Annotated in this window: 14 protein-coding genes and 1 pseudogene; 4 read left to right on the forward strand and 11 right to left on the reverse strand. The window is 50.4% G+C overall.

Features of this window, described 5'->3' with window-relative positions; genetic code table 11:
* The first annotated feature begins 158 nt into the window (after nt 1-158).
* Nucleotides 159-1,946 (forward strand): 1,4-alpha-glucan branching protein GlgB, encoded by a 1,788-nt coding sequence (glgB, locus tag HDCHBGLK_RS16845; protein ID WP_009248588.1) that lies wholly within the window; start codon nt 159-161, stop codon nt 1,944-1,946.
* 63 nt (nt 1,947-2,009) lie between these two features.
* Here glgB and HDCHBGLK_RS16850 read toward each other — a convergent pair whose 3' ends face one another.
* The 7 genes and pseudogenes from HDCHBGLK_RS16850 to HDCHBGLK_RS16880 form a co-directional block, all read right to left on the reverse strand.
* Nucleotides 2,010-2,843 (reverse strand): Mrp/NBP35 family ATP-binding protein, encoded by an 834-nt coding sequence (locus tag HDCHBGLK_RS16850; RefSeq protein WP_009248589.1) that lies wholly within the window; start codon nt 2,841-2,843, stop codon nt 2,010-2,012.
* 32 nt (nt 2,844-2,875) lie between these two features.
* Complete coding sequence (locus tag HDCHBGLK_RS16855; protein WP_004605152.1) at nt 2,876-3,253, reverse strand: RidA family protein; 378 nt, start codon at nt 3,251-3,253, stop codon at nt 2,876-2,878.
* A gap of 2 nt (nt 3,254-3,255) precedes the next feature.
* Nucleotides 3,256-4,206: pseudogene (locus HDCHBGLK_RS16860) on the reverse strand (ornithine cyclodeaminase family protein).
* A gap of 1 nt (nt 4,207) precedes the next feature.
* Nucleotides 4,208-5,611 carry an MATE family efflux transporter gene (locus HDCHBGLK_RS16865; RefSeq protein ID WP_039909266.1) on the reverse strand — a complete coding sequence of 468 codons (1,404 nt, stop codon included), beginning with the start codon at nt 5,609-5,611 and terminating at the stop codon, nt 4,208-4,210.
* A gap of 124 nt (nt 5,612-5,735) precedes the next feature.
* Entirely contained in the window at nt 5,736-7,895 is a 2,160-nt protein-coding gene (gene glgX, locus HDCHBGLK_RS16870) for a glycogen debranching protein GlgX (RefSeq protein WP_130574628.1), read from the reverse strand.
* A gap of 16 nt (nt 7,896-7,911) precedes the next feature.
* The gene (locus HDCHBGLK_RS16875; protein WP_004605147.1) at nt 7,912-8,535 is read right to left on the reverse strand and encodes a response regulator; all 624 of its coding nucleotides are present in this window, start codon (nt 8,533-8,535) and stop codon (nt 7,912-7,914) included.
* Nucleotides 8,532-9,620: a sensor histidine kinase gene (locus tag HDCHBGLK_RS16880; RefSeq protein ID WP_039909265.1), complete on the reverse strand. Its 1,089-nt coding sequence runs from the start codon at nt 9,618-9,620 to the stop codon at nt 8,532-8,534. The genes HDCHBGLK_RS16875 and HDCHBGLK_RS16880 overlap by 4 nt, the downstream gene beginning before the upstream one ends.
* 146 nt (nt 9,621-9,766) lie before the next feature.
* On the opposite strand from HDCHBGLK_RS16880, the gene HDCHBGLK_RS16885 reads away from it, so the two are divergent.
* The 3 genes from HDCHBGLK_RS16885 to HDCHBGLK_RS16895 are packed head-to-tail and all read left to right on the forward strand — an operon-like array spanning nt 9,767 to nt 12,996.
* Nucleotides 9,767-10,696 (forward strand): ABC transporter ATP-binding protein, encoded by a 930-nt coding sequence (locus HDCHBGLK_RS16885; protein WP_004605145.1) that lies wholly within the window; start codon nt 9,767-9,769, stop codon nt 10,694-10,696.
* 10 nt (nt 10,697-10,706) lie between these two features.
* Nucleotides 10,707-11,849 carry an ABC transporter permease gene (locus HDCHBGLK_RS16890; protein WP_004605144.1) on the forward strand — a complete coding sequence of 381 codons (1,143 nt, stop codon included), beginning with the start codon at nt 10,707-10,709 and terminating at the stop codon, nt 11,847-11,849.
* Nucleotides 11,836-12,996 carry an ABC transporter permease gene (locus HDCHBGLK_RS16895; RefSeq protein ID WP_004605143.1) on the forward strand — a complete coding sequence of 387 codons (1,161 nt, stop codon included), beginning with the start codon at nt 11,836-11,838 and terminating at the stop codon, nt 12,994-12,996. The genes HDCHBGLK_RS16890 and HDCHBGLK_RS16895 overlap by 14 nt, the downstream gene beginning before the upstream one ends.
* A gap of 28 nt (nt 12,997-13,024) precedes the next feature.
* Here HDCHBGLK_RS16895 and dnaJ read toward each other — a convergent pair whose 3' ends face one another.
* From dnaJ to hrcA, 4 genes are all read right to left on the reverse strand, one after another.
* Nucleotides 13,025-14,215, reverse strand: a complete 1,191-nt coding sequence (gene dnaJ, locus HDCHBGLK_RS16900) for a molecular chaperone DnaJ (RefSeq protein ID WP_004605142.1) — start codon at nt 14,213-14,215, stop codon at nt 13,025-13,027.
* 101 nt (nt 14,216-14,316) lie between these two features.
* Entirely contained in the window at nt 14,317-16,203 is a 1,887-nt protein-coding gene (gene dnaK / locus HDCHBGLK_RS16905; protein ID WP_004605141.1) for a molecular chaperone DnaK, read from the reverse strand.
* Nucleotides 16,204-16,242: 39 nt separating this feature from the next.
* Complete coding sequence (gene grpE, locus HDCHBGLK_RS16910; RefSeq protein WP_009248597.1) at nt 16,243-16,953, reverse strand: nucleotide exchange factor GrpE; 711 nt, start codon at nt 16,951-16,953, stop codon at nt 16,243-16,245.
* 17 nt (nt 16,954-16,970) lie between these two features.
* Complete coding sequence (gene hrcA / locus HDCHBGLK_RS16915; RefSeq protein WP_004605139.1) at nt 16,971-18,014, reverse strand: heat-inducible transcriptional repressor HrcA; 1,044 nt, start codon at nt 18,012-18,014, stop codon at nt 16,971-16,973.
* Nucleotides 18,015-18,195: the final 181 nt, after the last annotated feature.

Below are 18,195 nucleotides of genomic sequence, written 5' to 3' on the forward strand. Positions count from 1 at the left end.
TTCCCCCTTGTAATCCGACGGTTTTATGAATCCGTCGGTTATACGCCTCTTCTCCTATATTGTTGGTGGATGGGCGCTTTTCCATCTTGTATAATCATTATAAATCAGATAATCAACTACTGTCTATTATTTTAGGAAAATAAATTGGAGGGTCATTTATGGACTATTATGGATTTTACACTGGAAAAATATTCGACGCCTACCGCTATCTTGGCGCCCATGTAGAAGAGGAAGGCGTCACCTTTTGCACCTTTGCCCCCAGCGCCCAGCGCATCTCGCTGATCGGAGAATTCAGCGGCTGGGAAGAATGCCCCATGCACAAAGTCTATGACGGCAACTTCTGGGAATGTTACATCCCGGATGCCAGACCCGGCATGATGTACAAGTACCGCATCTACCAGCAGTCCGGATCCTTTATCGATCACTGCGATCCTTACGGATATGGCATGGAACTGCGTCCGAAGAACGCATCCATCATCCGGGATCTCTCTTCCTACCGCTTCAAGGATTCTAAGTGGATGGAGCAGCGTACGGATCACAGGAACCAGCCTTTGAATATCTACGAACTGCATTTCGGCTCCTGGAAGAAGCCTTCAAAGGAAGAAGAGGACTGGTATTCCTATGCCGAACTGGCAGATAAACTGTTGCCTTACCTCAAGGAAAACGGCTATAACTATCTGGAAATCATGCCGTTAAGCGAGCACCCTTGCGATGAATCCTGGGGATACCAGAATACCGGATTCTACAGTCCTACCTCCCGGTACGGAACCGCCCAGGAACTGATGGAGTTCATCGATGCCTGCCATCAGAACGACATCGGCATCATTATGGACTTTGTCCCCGTACATTTTGCCGTAGATGGCTATGCGCTTGCCAACTACGACGGCACTGCGTTATATGAATACCCCAATATGGACGTGGGACGAAGCGAGTGGGGCAGCTGCAACTTCATGCATTCCCGCGGCGAAGTTCGAAGCTTCCTACAGTCTGCCGCCAATTACTGGCTCACCGATTACCATGTGGACGGCATCCGCATGGATGCCATCAGCAACATCATCTACTGGCAGGGAGATCCGGCCAGAGGCGTGAACAAGTCAGCCGTAGACTTTATCCGGGAGATGAACCGGGGCTTGAAGCAGATGCATCCTTCTGCCATCCTCTCGGCGGAAGACTCCACCTCCTACCCCTGCGTGACAAAAAGCACGGCCGAAGGCGGCTTAGGATTCGATTATAAATGGGATATGGGCTGGATGAATGACACCTTGGAATACTTCCGTACCGCCCCCGAGTACCGTACCAGGGATTATCACAAGCTGACCTTCTCCATGCACTATTATTACAGCGACTCCTTCCTGCTGCCCTTATCCCACGATGAGGTCGTCCACGGGAAAGCAACCATCCTCCAGAAAATGTACGGGGAGTATGAAGAGAAGTTTCCACAGGCCCGTGCCCTGTATATGTATATGTACGCCCATCCAGGCAAGAAGCTGAACTTTATGGGAAATGAGTTCGGACAGCTGCGGGAATGGGATGAGAAGCGGGAGCAGGATTGGGATATCCTGAAATACCCCATACATGACGCCTTCCATCGCTTTATGAAGGATTTGAACAAACTCTATCTGAAGCATCCGGCCCTTTTTCGCTGCGACTATGCTCCTGAAGGGTTCTCCTGGCTGGACTGCCATCAGGAAGAACGCTGCATCTACGCTTTTGAGCGAACCGACGGAAAGGAGCGTATCGCCGCCGTCTTTAACTTGTCTGATCAGATTCAGGAAGGCTACCGGCTTCCTGTAAAAGCCGCCGTCCATGCTTCCATCCTCCTGGCCAGCGATATGGAGGAATATGCCGGCGGGCGAAAGTATGAGGATCTGGAATTAGCGGCCGATGCAGGGACCATCCAACTCGATCTTAGCCCCTACAGTGCTCTCTATCTTCTTCTCCAATAGCAGGAAAACGGGCGGTGGATGACAAGGCAATATGCTTGTCGTCCACCGCCCATATTTTTAAATCTAAAACTTATTAACCGCTGCCGCAAGGTACTCATTGCTGACTTCCGAGAACCGCTCATTCTCCACGGCCTCTGCGAGCACCGCATCAATCGGCATCTTTCCCAGTACCGGAATGTCCAGTTCCTCTGCCACCTCATCCACATGGCTCTCTCCAAATACGGAAATCTTCTTTCCGCAGTCCGGGCATACCAGATAACTATAATTCTCCACGATCCCCAGTACCGGAATGTCCATCTTCTTCGCCATATTGTAAGCCTTCTTGACAATCATCTGTACCAGATCCTGGGGAGATGTGACGATCACGACTCCATCTACCGGAAGGGACTGGAATACGGTCAATGGAACATCGCCTGTTCCGGGAGGCATATCCACGAACAGATAGTCCAGGTCTCCCCACATGACATCCGTCCAGAACTGGGTTACGACTCCTGCGATCACAGGCCCTCTCCAGATAACCGGATCCGACTCGTTCTCCAGCAGAAGATTGACGGACATGATCCTTGTCCCGTCCTTAGCCTCGCATGGGAACATCCCTGCTTCGTTTCCCTTGGCCCCCTCATGGATGCCGTACATCTTAGGTATGGATGGCCCGGTAATATCTGCATCCAGGATGCCTACCGAGAATCCCTGCTCTCTCATCAGTCTTGCCAAAGAGGCCGTCACCATAGACTTTCCTACGCCTCCCTTGCCGCTGACAACCGCGATCACCTTCCCTACGTGTGAAAATGGGTTCGCTGGCTCCTTCATATCCTGTGGCTTGCTGCTGCAGGAATCTGCATGCGCGCAGCCGGCGCAGTCAGATGGAGAGCAGCCATTTTGTTGTTCTTCTGACATGATCTATATACCTCTTTCCAAATTAAATTACTCTATTCTTCTACTGCCGCAATAACCTCGATCTCGCACAGCAGGTTCTTTGGCAGCGTCTTTACTGCTACGCAGCTTCTGGCTGGCTTGGATGTAAAGTATTTTGCGTAAACTTCATTAAATGCCGCAAAGTCTCCCATATCCGCAAGGAAGCATGTGGTCTTTAACACCTTGTCAAAGGAAGTTCCTGCCTCTTTGAGGATCTCGCCGATATTCTTGCATGCCTGTTCTGCCTGTCCCTCAATCGTGTCCGCCTCTACCGTATCCGTCGCCGGATTGATTCCAATCTGCCCTGCGGAATAGAGGATTCCTCCATGTACATATCCCTGTGAATATGGTCCTAATGCCTTTGGCGCTTTCTCTGTTGATACTACCTTCATAATTACCTCTCCTTTGCCTGTTCTAATATTTTTTGTGCGATACATACGTCAAAAAGCCCCATTCCCACTGATTTGAAATAGGTGGTCTTTCCGTCGCCTGCTTCTTCATCCGCTCCTGATGCCAGATACTCATGCATCAGCATGACCCGATCCATGGAAAGGCGCCCCTCCGAGATCGGCTGGCTTAAGTCCCCGCATTCTTCGCATGCATAAGGGAGCTCTATATATACCTTATCCACAAGGTCCCAGATCACATCCGGTATTTCCCGCATATCAGGAGTATAGGAACCGATCGCGATAATGCATTTCCCTTCCAATAACGCTCTGTCATTGGGAAGCACCGGTGTCGTAGAAGGCGTTGTCGTGCAGATGATATCGCTTTTTTCCGCTAATTCTTCTACTGTCTTACATTGTACTACCTTTGTACCTTCCTTATCAATAGCTTTTTCCAATCTGTCCAGATAATCTGTCAGGTCCCGGCTGCTGTGATTATAGACGTACACAGTATGGATATCCCTGGCCGCTCATGCATAAAGCGCCTGGTGAAATCCCTGCACTCCCGCGCCTATAATGCCCACCGTATGGCTGTCCTTTGCCGCCAGATGCCGGATTCCCACGCCTCCCACGGCACCGGTCCTCCATGCGGTAACAGTCTGTCCATCCAGTAGGGCCAGCGGCTTGCCGGTCTGATAGTCGTTTAAAAGCATCACGCCGTCAATGGACGGCAGGCCCAGTTTGGCATTGTCGGGGAAGATGCTCAATATCTTGGTCCCGATCATTTCCTTTGTATAGCAGGGCATGTACATCATAGTCTTATTGGCATCCTCCACGGCCTGCCTGGGCGGCATGTAATAGTCCCCCTCTCCGAATATCCGGTAGGCCTCCTCAATCTGGTCCATCATCTGATTCAAGTCTATCAGCGATTCGATTTCCTGCTTCTCTAATACGATCATGCTATGCTCCCTCCAATTCTTCTTTTTCCCTGGTTACATTTTTTAGCCATTTATAACTGAGATACCGCTTTATGGTAATTGGCACCTTTATCAGTTCGTCACTCATCAATATGACATAGACCACAGGCACGCTTGCATGAAACACGAATGCGGCCACTGCGCCCACCAGTATGGAGAATCCCCACATGGTAGACACGTCCATGATAAGCCCGAACCTGGTATCCCCGCCAGAGCGGAAGATTCCTACCACCATCGTGCAATTTAAGGACTGGGCGATCGTGAAATAGGACATGACGAAGAACATAAATGTCAGATATCCCTTTGCATCCGGACTGAGCGCCAGCGTAGCGTTGGCAATAGGCGCGGCTGCCAGGATCACCAACGCGCCTGCTGCTCCCAAAACCAGGCTAAGATAGATGAACCGCTTGGCATACGCCTTGGCATGCTCCAGTTTCTGCTCTCCGATGGTCTTGCCAAGGCAGATGGCTGTAGCATGGGAGATGCCGAACACCACGACAGTCGCCAGCTGCCTGGCTACCTGAGCCACTGAATTGGCTGCTACGGCCGAGCTTCCAAGGTGGCCGATGACCGCCGTGTTGGCGGAGCTTCCCAGTCCCCACATCAGTTCATTGAGGACCACCGGCATCGCGTACACCATATAGTCCTTTAAAAGCACCTTGTCCACATGCACCATGTCTCCGATCCTGATTCGCACCACCCGGTTCTGAAAATATGCATAGCACAGCACGATGACCATCTCCACGATTCTGGCACACAGCGTTCCGATGGCGGCGCCGCGGATTCCCAGAGCCGGGAATCCCAGAAGCCCGAAGATCAGCAGTGCATTCACGGCAATGTTTACGATCAGCGAGACGCTGTAGACAAAGGTGGCAATCAATACCCTCTCTATACTTCTCATGATATTTAAGTATACCTGCGTCACTGCCATGAACAGATAGGAGAAGCCGACAATCCTCAAGTACCGGATGCCCTCTGCAATGACCGCCGGATCTGAACTATAGATGCGCATCAGCGCCTCCGGAATAAAGAGGGCAGCCGCCGCAAACGCCACAGCCGTAAACAGCCCTGCCGCAAGCCCCATCCCCAGCACCTTCTCGATGGTCCTTGTATCCTTCTTTCCCCAGTACTGGGCCGTCAGAACCGTAGCCCCGGAAGTAATGCCCATGAAGATCAGCGTCATGATAAACTGAATCTGTCCGGCCAAAGATGCGCCGGAGAGCACCTTCTCCCCCACTCGTCCCAGCATGATCACGTCTGCTGCCGTCACCCCCACATTAATCAGATTCTGAATGGCCATAGGGATGACCAAGGCAAATACATTCCTGTAAAAACTTCCCCAATTTATATTCAGGCGTTTTGCTGCCTCCTGTCCTGGTCTCTTCATTCGTAAGTCCTCCAAATTTTCCAGTCTGATAATCATTGTACCAAAACAATGGCAGGATGGCTAGAGCATCCCAATCTTTTTCATACCTGACACCAGCCCTTCAAAGCGCCGGATCCGGAACCGCTCAAGGTTCCTTCGCCCCACTTTCTGTAGATAAATAATGACCTCCTACCAGCACCATCACAGACCTCTCCCCGGCAAGGACCTTATCCTGCGCCACAGGCACCGGTTCTTCGTGGTATCCCACGCCTTCCTCGCCGGTATTCGCCGCAATGCTCCACTTCATATCTCCCGGCAGGGTGGGAAGCGTGACCGTCATGGCCTCCCAGTAGGCATTGATCAGAATATAGACGATGTCGTCTTTCTTTCTTTTGCTGTCAAATCCCGCAAACATTGCTGCTATGACCTTGGCATCCCCCCCAAAGTCTCCTTCAAAAGGCCGCACCCCATGAAGACTCACATCCATAAGGCCGCATGTCGCCGGGCTGCACAGTCCATGGATGGCAGGATGCTTCTTGCGGAAATGGATCATATACCGGAAGAACTGGTAGATATCCTGGTTCTTCTTAAGCAGTCCCCAGTCAAGCCACGAGATCTCATTATCCTGGCAATACGGATTGTTGTTGCCGAACTGGGTATTGCAAAATTCGTCTCCCGCAAGGAACATGGGCGTCCCTCTGCTTGCAAGGAGCGTTGCGCAGGCATTCTTGATCATCCGCTTTCTCAGATGGAGGACCTCCGGATCGCTGGTCTCGCCTTCCACCCCGCAGTTCCAGCTGCGGTTATCGTTGCCGCCGTCCGTATTGCCCCAGCCGTTTGCCTCGTTGTGCTTCTCGTTATACGAGTACAGGTCGTACAGCGTGAACCCGTCATGGCAGGTGATAAAATTGATGGAGGCATCCTTTCCCCGGATATCCGGATCGTAGATATCCGGCGATCCGATCAGGCGCTTGGCCGCATACTTGCCGCACCATAAGCCTCCCTTCAGATATTCCCTCATATCATCCCGGTACTTGCCGTTCCACTCGCACCACCGCTTAAATGCAGGGAAGTCTCCCACCTGGTATAATCCCCCGGCGTCCCACGCTTCGGCAATCAACTTCGTATCAGCAAGAATCGCATCCTGGGCCAGCGCCTGAAGAAGCGGAGGCTTCCTCATCGGCGTACCGTCTTCGTTGCGTCCAAGGATGGACGCAAGGTCGAACCGGAATCCGTCAATCCGGTAAGTCGTGACCCAGTACCTGAGACAGTTGATGATCATCCTCTGGACCACCGGATGATTGCAGTTCATGGTATTGCCGCAGCCACTGAAATTATAATAGTATCCATCGGGAGTCAGCAGATAATAAATATTGTTGTCAAAGCCTTTAAAAGATATGAAAGGCCCATTCTCGTTTCCTTCTGCCGTATGATTGAATACAACGTCCAGAATAACCTCGATTCCGTTCTCATGCAGGGATTTTACCAGCTGCTTCAGTTCCGTCCCCTCCCGGTTATACTCTACGGCAGATGTATAACTGGTGTTGGGCGCAAAAAAACTGACGGAATTATAGCCCCAGTAATTCAGAAGTTCTCTTCCATCCACCACCCTCCGGTCGCTCAGCTCATCAAATTCGAAGATGGGCATCAGTTCAATGGCATTGACTCCCAGATCCTTTAGATAAGGGATCTTCTGTCGGATTCCCTCAAAGGTTCCAGGCGCGCTGACTCCAGGATCCATCATGGTGAATCCCCGGACATGCATCTCGTAGATGACCAATTCCTCCATTGGAATCTTGGGCCATACTTCCGTGCCCCAGTAGAAATTGTTCCTCACCACCCGGGCCCGGTATCCGTCATCGCTGACCTTCCGTCCCCAGGTACTCTGCCCGGTCACTGCTTTGGCGTAAGGATCCAGAAGAATATTCCTCTTATCAAAGAGAAGGCCCTCCTTGGGATTATAAGGCCCATCCAGCCTGTACGCATATTCGAATTCCTCCACATTCAGGCCGAATACCACCATGGAATAGACATTTCCAATCTTATAATTGTCCGGAAATGGAATCACCGCATAAGGCTCGGACTCCTTCCTGTGATAGAGGAGCAGTTCGCAGGAAACTGCCCCCTGGGACTGCACCGTAAAGCAGACTCCCCTGGGGATCGGGGTCGCTCCATCGAACATATAGAAGCCCGGCCTTACATCGAATCCGTTGACCCGGTCCAGGGGTTCCATATGCTGTATCTCCATGTCCAGGGGCGTGGTAGCCGTCAATAGTTCCATCGTCTTATCCTGTTCGCTGTTCATAGGCATTCCTTTCTTACTACCTCGTAGTATTCAGATAATAGACCGCCAATTGCGTGCGGTCTCTTAGTTCTAATTTGTCCAGTATGCTGCTGATATAATTGCGCACCGTACCCTCGCTTAAGAACAGGCGCTTCGCAATCTCTTTATTGCTCAGACCCTCCGCCACCAGGGAGATTACTTCCAGTTCCTTCCCGCTGATCTCATGCGCCTCCCAGTCAAAGGTCTTCTTCTCCTGCAGAAGGCCCGGTATCTTGGCGATAATCTCAGTCCCAAATACCGTCTGGCCTGTTTTTACCGCCTGCAGTGCCGGTAGGATGCTGTTGTAATCCTGCTTCAGCAGATAGCCCTTCACGCCATATTTCAGCGCCTTTACAATGTATTCATCGTCGGAAAAGGTAGTAAGAAGCAAGATCTTTGCTTCGGGATACTCCTTTAGTATCTCCCGGGAGGCAGCCAGCCCGCTTACATTCTTCATGCGGATATCCATCAGAAGCACATCCGGCTTGTGCTCCCGGTACAATCTTAGCGCCTCGCCTCCATCCTGTCCCATGCCAGATACCCGGATCTCTTCCTTGGACTCCAGTATCGTCTTCAATGCGCTGGATACCAGCACGTCATCATCTATAATTACAATATTCAAATCCCTACCTCCTCTTTCTTCGGCACCGTGATGTAGATTCGGAATCCCCGCTCCTTTCGGATCTGTATGGTTCCGTCCAGCGCCTCGATCCGCTCCTTCATATTCTGTATCCCGATTCCCCGGGCACCATCCTTTACTTCTTCCGAACCGCTGACGCTTCCGTTATCCTCGATTACCAGCTGGTACAGCCCCGGGTGCTCTCTTGCAAGAACGCTCACCCGGGTAGCGTTGCTGTGCTTTATGACGTTGTTAAGCGCCTCTTTTACAATCATGATAAAACTATACCTGATCTCCCTTGGGACATCGTATCCCATATCATATTCCAGATGGGCCTTACAGAAGGTGAAATCGCCCACCAGCTCCCCCAGAACTTCCTTCATATTGATGGACTCGTCGTGAAGGTCGTGGACGCTTTGACGCACGCTGCTCATCGCGGCATTCAAGGTAACCTCCAGCTGGAGCAGCGGTTCTTTTAAGTTCTCTTCCCTGCTGATGGCCTTCATGGCTCCCACCATAAGAATCGACCTGGACAGCATATGGCCCACATTATCATGAATCTCCCTCGCGATCCGGTTGCGCTCCCTCAAGGTGGCTGTATAGATCTCATAGTCCTGCTTCTCCAGCAGATTCTGGTTCTTCTCCTTCAGTAGAAGATTCAGTTCTGCGCCGTCATCCCTGGTCTTTCGATACTTATGCTCCAGTTCTTCAAACTTTCCGGTCTGATACTGGATCAGCATAGCCACCGCGCATCCAAGCGCTATAAAGCACATAATGTCTGGCTCCTTTGGTCCATAAGAATTCAGATAAAGCCCCGCCAGGACAGCAATCAGTATATACTGTCGGTAATCCAGCAGGCCATATAATACGAGCGGGGTGAAGAGCAAGAACTGCGGGATTACGATTGATATTGCAAGAAAAACGATGGCGGATGCAAGATTCCACTTCCGGGAATCCCGATAGAGATTGGATGCCCCATAGATAATGGCCGCAAGAAAGGCGACGAGAAATGCCGTATCAGCCGGCACCAGCAATACGGTGGCAAAACAATATATCAGCAAGACTGTCTGGTCGATCGTTCTCTTCATAAATATACGTTTCCTCATAAATGCCCGGATGGGCATGACATTTGTCACTTGCCATCCTGACAACTGACACTTACATTATAAACGCCAGGGCTTTATACTACAAGTAACAAATCACAAAACAGAAAGATCCATAAGGAGGAACACCCATGATCCACATTGAAAATCTGGTAAAACGATATGGAGACCTGGTGGCGCTGGACCACTTAAGCCTTAATATACAGGAGGGAGAAATCTTCGGCCTGCTGGGTCCCAATGGGTCCGGCAAGACTACCGCCATCAACTGTCTGCTCGCGCTGTTAAAATATGACAAGGGCACCATCACCATATTCGGAAAGCCCATGCGTCCCAACAGTTATGACATCAAAAAAGACATCGGGGTAGTCATGCAGAACGTGGCAGTCTTTGAACAGATGACCGTCCGGGAGAACATCGACTACTTCTGCGGCCTGTACGTCAAAGACAAGGAAAAACGAAGAAGCCTGGTGGAGGAAGCCATCGCGTTTACCGGCCTGGAAGACTTCGAGAAAATGAGGCCGAAGAAACTATCCGGCGGGCTCCTTCGCAGGCTGAATATTGCCTGCGGCATCGTGCACAAGCCTAAGCTTATCATCCTGGATGAGCCTACCGTAGCCGTAGATCCCCAGAGCAGGAACAAGATCCTGGAAGGCATTATGGAACTGAACCGCCAGGGTTCTACCATCATCTACACTTCCCACTACATGGAAGAAGTAGAGCAGATCTGCTCCCGCATCGCCATCATTGACCACGGAAAGGTCCTCGCCACAGGAACGACGGAGGAATTAAAGAGGATGATCAAGACCGGGGAGACCATCACCATCGAGGCCATCTCGCTGACTGACTTGGAACTGGCCGAGATTCGCCAGCTGCCTCATGTATTCGATCTCTCTTACGAGGAGCAGATACTGAAGATACGCTTAAGCAGCGCCAAGCATAACCTGGTGCGCGTACTGGATTATCTGAAGGAAAACGACGTCTCCTTCGGCCGGGTATTCTCCGAACTCCCCACCTTGAATGACGTATTCCTTGAAATCACCGGCAAAGAGTTAAGAGATTAGGAGGCACGCTATGCTACACTTACTGAAATACCGATTCATACAGACTGTAAGAGACTATCCCATCATGTTCTGGGCGCTGGCCTTTCCTCTGATCCTTGGAACCTTCTTCTACTTCTCTTTCGGCAGCGCCGGCCTTGATGGAACCGGAGACTACGAGTGGGATCCTATCAAGGTGGCCATAATCGAGGAAGACTTAAGTTCCAAGAATGCCGAATCTTTCCAGGCCTTCCTTGAGAAACTGGAGCCCGACACGCTGGACATCCAGGATATTTCTTCCGAATCTGACGCAATCAAAGCCTTGAAAGAAGAGACCATCCTTGGAATCTATTACGTAGACGATATCCCTTCTCTCTCCGTAGGGAAAAACGGGATCAATGAAAGCATCCTGTCTTCCCTTCTGAAAAATTATAACCAGAACGCGGCCATGATCCAGAAGATCGCAATGACTCATCCTGAAAAGATGGGCGCGGCTATTGAGGCAATGAAGGATTATCATCCGGAGACCAGGAACGAATCCCTGGGCGGAAAAACGCTGGACCCTAATGTGCAGTATTTCTTCGCATTGATTGCCTACGCGTGCCTCTCCGGAGCGTTTCTGGGCGTCCGCTCCAGCCTTGACAGCCAGGCCAACCTGTCTGCGCTTGGCGCCAGGCGCAGCATAACCCCTACCCATAAACTGAAGCTGATCCTGATAGACATGACGGTGCTGTTCATCATCCATTTCATTAACATCCTGGTTCTCAACCTGTATCTTATAAAAGTGCTGGGAATCAGCCTTGGAGATAATATCGGCGCGCTGCTGGTCGTGGACTTCATGGGAAGCATGATCGGCGTAAGTTTAGGAATCGCCTTCGGGTGCCTCGGCAAACTGTCTACGGATATGAAGCTGGGACTTACGGTCGCCATCACCTTGATTCCGGGATTCCTGGCTGGGCTGATGTTCGGCAATATGAAGAATATCATCGAACTTCACTGCCCAATCATCAACCGGCTGAATCCGGCCGCCGTATTAAGCGATGCCTTTTACTGCATGAGCGTATATAATGACGCGCATCGCTTTGCAAGAAGCATCGGCATTCTTGCCATCATGAGCGCGCTGTTTCTGCTCATTGCATACCTGGGCATAAGGAGGGAACGATATGACAGTATTTAAAGGTTTTATGACTATCACCAAACGCAATCTTAATATTTTATTCCTGTATATCGCCATCTTTCTGGCCATATGCTTTGCCATCCAGAAGATGGATGTCCAGAACACCGCCAAGTCCTACAGCATGGAAAGCCTAGATATCGCGGTCATCGACCGGGACGGCGGGGAACTGGCTAAGGGAATGGCCTCCTACCTGGAACAGTACCATACCATTAAAGACATGCCCGATGACAAGTCGGTCATCCAGGACCGCCTCTTCTACCGGGAAGTCAATTATGTAGTGACGATCCCGAAGGATTTTGAAAGCAGATGCCTGAATGGAACAGAGACGCTTCCCGTCATCAAGGTTCCCGGGAGCACTACCGGCTACTATGTAGACCAGCAGATCGACACCTTCCTGAATAACGTGCGGGTCCTGACTGCCAGCGGATTCTCTCTTCCCGAAGCCATTGCCGAAGTGAAGGAGAATGCAAAGGAGCCGGCGGACATAACGCTGATCGATAAGAATGGGCATGGGGGCCGACGGACGATGTACTCCTTCATGTACCAGTATATGCCTTATATCCTCCTGTCCATCCTGTGCTATTCCTTGACCTATATCATGATCGCCTTTAATAAGCCGGATGTCAAAAGGCGGATGCTGTGTTCCGCCGTATCCGGCAAACGGCAGAACGCCCAGCTGATATTAGGCTATGCGGTCATCGGCCTTGCAGTCTGGGTGTTGTGCAACATGCTTCCGGTTCTCATGTATGGAAAGGAATTTTTAAAGGATCCGCACCTGCCCCACTATCTGTTCAACAGTTTCCTGCTGATGCTGGTATCCCTTTCGATCTCATTCCTGGTGGGAAGCCTGGTACGCAAGGAGGAGATGATCAGCGCAGTGGTCAACGTAGTCTCCCTTGGCCTGTCCTTTATCAGCGGGGTGCTGGTAAGCCTGGAGGTGTTAAGCAAAGGAATCAAGACCGTTGCACGCTTCCTTCCGATCTATTGGTATGAGACCGGCAACAACTTGATCGCCAACAACCACACGTTCAGCAGCACCCAGCTGAAATCCCTGTATACAGGGTACGTCATCCAGATTCTGTTCGCCCTGGCATTCTTATTCATAGCCCTGGTGATCATCCACAACCGGCGGCAAAGCGCGAATTAGCAAGAGAAAGAAGGAGCCTTTGATGAACTTAATCATCAAAGGCTTCCTTTACTTTATCCATAAATCCTTTTTTCTTCTTGCCGCTCTTGGGCTCGGAATCGCTTTCAGACGCGGTTCCCAGCGTATTGCCGGTCAGCTCGTCAAATCTTCGAAGCGCTTCTTTCGCCTCCTGGCTTAGATGTTCCGGGGTCTGGATTACCAATGTCACATAGTGATCGCCCCGTACCTGGGAATTGCGAAGGGATGGAACCCCTTTTCCTTTCAGCCGCACTTTCGTATCCGTCTTCGTGCCTGGCTTCACATTATACAGAACTTCCCCGTCTACCGTCTTGATCCGGATATCCGCGCCGATCGCCGCCTGGGCAAATGAGATTGGCACAGTGGAGAAGATATGCATATCCTGGCGCTGGAATATCGGATGCCTGGATACGTTAACCTCTACCAGCAGATCCCCTCTTGGGCCGCCGTTTACGCCCGGTTCTCCTTTTTCGCGGATACGCACGCTCTGTCCATTGTCAATGCCGGCCGGTATCGTAACCGCAATCTTCTTCTTATTGGATACATATCCCGTTCCACTGCAATCCGGACATTTTTCCCGAATGATCTTGCCGGTTCCGTGACAGTCCGGACAGGTCTGAACATTCTGCACAGTTCCAAAGAAGGACTGCTGCGTATATACTACCTGGCCTTTGCCTCCGCATTTTGGACAGGTTTCCGGGGAGGTTCCCGGCTTCGCGCCTGTGCCGCTGCACTTCGGGCATGGATCTTTTAAGATGACCTCGATCTCTTTCTCACAGCCGAATACTGCCTCTTCAAAAGTAATCCTTACGCTCTTGCGGATATTCATGCCCTTCATAGGGCCCTGGCCTGCACGGCCCCTGCGGCTGCCGCCGCCGAACAGGTCGCCGAATATGTCGCCAAATATATCGCTGAAGTCCGCCCCGCCAAAATCAAATCCGCCGAATCCGCCGGCGCCTCCAGCGCCTCCTTCAAAGGCAGCATGGCCGAACTGGTCGTACTGGCGCCGTTTCTCCGGGTCACTCAAGACTGCATAGGCTTCGGACGCTTCTTTGAACTTCTTCTCTGCTTCAGCGTCTCCGGGATTCATATCAGGATGGTATTTCTTGGCAACCTGTCTGTATGCTTTTTTTAATGTGGCGTCGTCGGCATCTCTGCTGACGCCAAGCACTTCATAGTAATCTCTCTTTGATTCTGCCATCTTTTATCCCTTTCTTTCATGTACATAAGGAAGTTCCGCGAGACTAAGCTTAAGAATATATAATCTCGCTTGAGTTTCGCGGAACAGTATTCGCACTGGGCTTATACTTCCTTATAGTCACCGTCTACAACATCGTCTCCCTGGAAGCCGTCCGGTGCAGGGCCTGCTCCCGGATTCGGGCCTGCTCCCATGTTCGGGTCTGCTCCCTGTGCTCCGGCTGCTGCTCCGGCCTGTTCATACATCTTAGTAAATAATTTCTGCGCGCTCTCCATCAGTTTCTCTTTGCCTGCCTTGATCTCGGCAATCTGCGCGTCTGATATGTCATCCATGTTTACTTTTTCAAGGATTTCCTTCAATGCCTTGCAGTCCGCCTCAACGGTAGCCTTATCTGCAGCATCAATCTTATCTCCTACATCGCCCAGGGCTTTTTCCGTCTGAAATACCAGGGCGTCCGCATCATTCTTTGTATCAATGCCTTCCTTGCGCTTCTTATCCTGCGCCTCGAATGCCGCTGCTTCTTTTACCGCCTTGTCGATCTCGTCATCAGACATGTTAGAGCCTGCCGTGATGGTGATATGCTGCTCTTTGCCTGTTCCAAGGTCTTTTGCGGATACATTTACAATGCCGTTCGCATCAATGTCGAATGTAACTTCGATCTGCGGTACTCCGCGTGGAGCCGGCGGGATTCCGTCCAGCCTGAACTGTCCCAGAGACTTGTTATCTTTGGCGAACTGTCTCTCTCCCTGTACGACATTGATATCTACGGCTGTCTGGTTATCTGCCGCTGTGGAGAAGATCTGGCTCTTCTTGGTAGGAATCGTCGTATTTCTTTCAATCAGTCTTGTTGCAACGCCGCCCATCGTCTCGATTGACAGTGACAGCGGAGTTACATCCAAAAGAAGGATATCGCCTGCACCCGTATCTCCGGCAAGCTTGCCGCCCTGAACGGATGCACCAAGCGCTACGCACTCATCCGGGTTCAGAGATTTGCTTGGCTCTTTGCCTGTCAGACGCTTCACTTCTTCCTGGACAGCAGGGATACGTGTGGAACCGCCAACCAGAAGTACCTGGCCCAGTTCGGAAGCGGTAATGCCTGCGTCAGAAAGTGCTCTCGTTACCGGCTCGGATGTCTTTGCCACAAGGTCATGCGTCAGTTCATCAAATTTTGCCCTTGTCAGGTTCATATCAAAATGCTTCGGGCCTTCTGCTGTTGCTGTAATAAATGGAAGGTTGATATTTGTGGTCGTTGCAGAAGACAGTTCCTTCTTTGCCTTCTCTGCCGCTTCTTTCAGTCTCTGAAGCGCCATCTTATCGGCAGACAGGTCTACGCCTTCCTGCTTCTTGAATTCAGCAATCATATAATCCGTGATCTTCTGGTCGAAGTCGTCGCCGCCCAGCCTGTTGTTACCTGCGGTAGATAATACCTCGATGACGCCGTCGCCGATCTCGATGACGGATACGTCGAATGTACCTCCGCCAAGGTCATATACCATGATCTTCTGTTCTTTCTCATTGTCAAGTCCGTAAGCAAGCGCTGCCGCAGTAGGCTCATTGATGATACGCTTTACATCAAGGCCCGCAATCTTGCCTGCATCCTTTGTAGCCTGGCGCTGAGCGTCATTAAAGTACGCTGGCACAGTAATAACCGCCTCTGTTACCTTTTCTCCCAGATATCCTTCCGCGTCTGCCTTAAGCTTCTGAAGAATCATTGCGGAAATCTCCTGTGGAGAATATTTCTTATCATCGATCGTCACTCTGAAATCAGAGCCCATCTCTCTTTTAATAGAAGAGATCGTCCTCTCCGCGTTTGTAACTGCCTGACGTTTTGCAGGCTCGCCCACAAGACGTTCCCCTGTTTTTGTAAATGCTACGACAGATGGCGTCGTTCTGGCGCCTTCCGTATTTGCGATGACCGTTGGCTGGCCACCTTCCATAACAGCCACGCAGCTGTTCGTGGTTCCTAAATCAATACCAATGATTTTGCCCATTATAAAGACCTCCTGTTTTATTTTCTAAATTATCTGGAATTAGTTTGCTACTTTTACCATGCTGTGCCTCACTACGGAGTCACGGTACATATAACCTTTCTGGAATTCCTCGGCTATGATATTCTCGCCAAAGTTCTCATCTTCCACATGCATCACTGCATTGTGGAGATTCGGGTCAAATTCTTTGCCTACCGCTTCGATCGGCTTAACGCCCAATTCTCCCAGCACGGTCATTAACTGCTTATACACCATCTCCATTCCCTGGATAAATGGGTCTTCCTTGTCTTCTTCCTTGACAGCGTCAAGCCCTCGCTCAAAGTTGTCGACTACCGGAAGCATCTTTTCTATGATATCTTTCGCTCCTATCTCGTACATCTGGGATTTCTCCTTTTCCGTACGCTTGCGGAAGTTATCAAACTCTGCCATTTGACGAGTGAGCCTGTCAGTCAGTTCCTCAATCTTCTCGTCCTTTTTATCTTTCTTATTCTTCTTGCCAAATAACTTCTTGCCGGATTTTTTATCTTCGTCTTCCTCATCCGGCTCTTCTTCCTCATCCGGCTCTTGTTCCTCATCCGGCTCTTCTTCCTCGTTATCGGAGACCTCTTCGTCTTCGGAAGCCTCTTTGGCGTTCTCTTCTTCTGCCTGATCTTCCCCGGGCTCGCCTTCCGGCAGTTCCCCGGCCGACTTTTTGGCTTCTTCCACAGCCTCTTTTACCATTTCTTCCTGGCTCTTTTCCTGATTATTCTCCAAGGGTTCTTCCACCTTTCCTATTCTTTTCTATGAAACATTTCATCCAATTCGCTTTGCAGCCGCTTCATGGATTTTAATACATGCTCATAATCCATTCTCTTTGGCCCGATAATACCTATGGTTCCCTTCATGCCGTCGCCTAATTCATAAGTGGCGGTGACAACGCTGCAATCCTTCATGGTCTTGACCGGCGTCTCATCACCGATGTAAACCTGAATGCCAGTATTATCTTCCTGCGATAACGTCTGCGTTACCAACTCGCTAAGCTGCTGCTTTTCCTCAAAGGCGCTGATAATCTCCTGGGCGCTTTGATTATCGCTGAGTTCCGGATACTTGAAGATGTTCGTGGCTCCGCTTGTATAGATCTGCATATCATCATCCACCTGGATGACATCCGCCACCGCATCCAGAACGTTTCCAACCACCTCGCTGTGTATGCCTGCCTGCTCCTTCAGCCTTGCGATCAATCCAAGATTGATTTCCTCGATAGACATGCCATTCAGCGTCGTGTTCAAAAGCATATTCAATTTCAACAGATTCTCATTGCTGATTGGCTCGTCAATGTCAATAATCTTATTCTTGATTACATTGCCTCCAAGCACGATTACCGCGATGATCTGCTCATCGTCTACCATGGACAGCTGAATGAACTTAAGTTTGTTCTCATTGTTCATGGGCGTAGATACCATCGTTGCATAATTCGTACTGTTAGCCAGGACCTTTGCTGCCTGTCTTAGAAGTTGATCCATCTTATCTGCCTTATCCAGCATCTGTTCCTGCATCTCGCTCAGTTCCTGTTCTTTTTCTTCCATCAGCATATCTACATAGAGTCTGTAGCCTTTATCCGAAGGAATGCGTCCGGCCGACGTGTGAGGCTGCATGATATAGCCCATCTCTTCCAAGTCCGCCATCTCGTTACGGATGGTTGCAGAACTTAAGTTCAGATCCGTATACTTCGATATGGTTCTGGAACCAACCGGCTCGCCTGTCTCCAGATAGTTCTGGATAATCGCATGAAGGATCTTAAGCTTGCGGTCACTAAGTCCATGTTCTGATACCATCTATCCTCCTCCTTTCGGATTTTGCTGTTAGCACTCTACATTTTCGAGTGCTAACATCTTCGATTATTAATTTAGCACTCCCTTTTTCTTTTGTCAACACTATTTATACAATTTTTATAACTAACTCCTGGCTGAGTTCGTTTCCATAGATGACCTGGGGAATTCCCACCTCATTTTGCGC

This window comes from [Clostridium] scindens ATCC 35704, from assembly GCF_004295125.1.
GTDB classification, from domain to species: Bacteria; Bacillota; Clostridia; order Lachnospirales; family Lachnospiraceae; genus Clostridium_AP; species Clostridium_AP scindens.